The organism is Pseudoalteromonas sp. NZS127_1 (assembly GCF_015864295.1).
Lineage (GTDB): Bacteria > Pseudomonadota > Gammaproteobacteria > Enterobacterales > Alteromonadaceae > Pseudoalteromonas > Pseudoalteromonas arctica.
This window is the reverse complement of sequence record NZ_JADYXO010000065.1, coordinates 1-914: the sequence shown is the minus strand read 5'-3', so window position 1 is coordinate 914 and position 914 is coordinate 1. Positions and strand designations below refer to the sequence as shown.

Genomic DNA, 914 nt, shown 5'->3' with positions numbered 1-914 from the left:
GCCCTGATTTTTCACTCTCATTGTGATAATAAAACTAGACAGCCATTCTTATTATATAAACTAAATCCCGCCATAAAAGGTACTCAGGGTATCCCACACGTTAATTGCATAAATAAACGTTTCGCTTTGTATTTCCAATTAAGTGTTTGTTTTCGCTCGGGCTCAGGCGTCCAGCGTTGCCATGGTTTGGTGATTTCGGGTTGTGGCTCGTCGCTGTACCAATCTATTTTATATGCTTCAGCATATAGCTCATCATATATTTCGGTTTGTTGTGCAAAGCTCATGTCACGCCAGTAAACCTCAGGGCGATTGTTTTGTTTATCAAACTCAGCGGTGATTGAATCTAGGTGCCTGTACCCCTCATATTCAGGTATATCAGGTAATGGCTTGGTGTTATCCATAAAGCGCACTAGGCGCTCCCAAAACAGTAAACAATAAATTGGGTTTTGTGCTAACTATGTCACTACAATCGTCATTTTTGTTTGTGGGTATTTATCTATATTTTTATGGGAGAGTCTTGGAAAAAATGCCCGCGAGCCCGACTGCGAGGTGCTTTCGTTTATTAATGAGCATTGCATATCTCGCCAATCAAAACAGCAATTACCAAACTCATCTCGTGCTTCACAATCTGGGATATCAAAGGTATAACCAACCATACCTGTTTGACGGTCAAAATACGCTAACTTAGGAGGCGCCATCCTATCCCAGAGTGGTTGAAGGTTTAAAAATGTAAGGTTAAAGCCGAGTACTAAATAAAGTAACCACCAATGAAAAGCATCGTCCTCTCCATGAAATGGGATTAGCATTATATCTAAAGCAACAACCAAACTACCACAAAACCCCAAAAACATGGGACCAAAGATAAGTGCTCTCATGGGGTCATTACCGCATGAATGGACTTGAAAGCGCTGGGG

General features: G+C 41.2%; 1 protein-coding gene and 1 pseudogene. Both read right to left on the bottom strand.

The window, feature by feature from the left end:
* Positions 1-83: 83 nt before the first annotated feature.
* Positions 84-401, bottom strand: coding sequence for a hypothetical protein (locus tag I6F50_RS20400; protein WP_231613056.1), 318 nt, complete (start codon positions 399-401; stop codon positions 84-86).
* A gap of 54 nt (positions 402-455) precedes the next feature.
* Positions 456-914 (bottom strand): annotated as a pseudogene (locus I6F50_RS20395) (hypothetical protein); the annotation flags it as partial.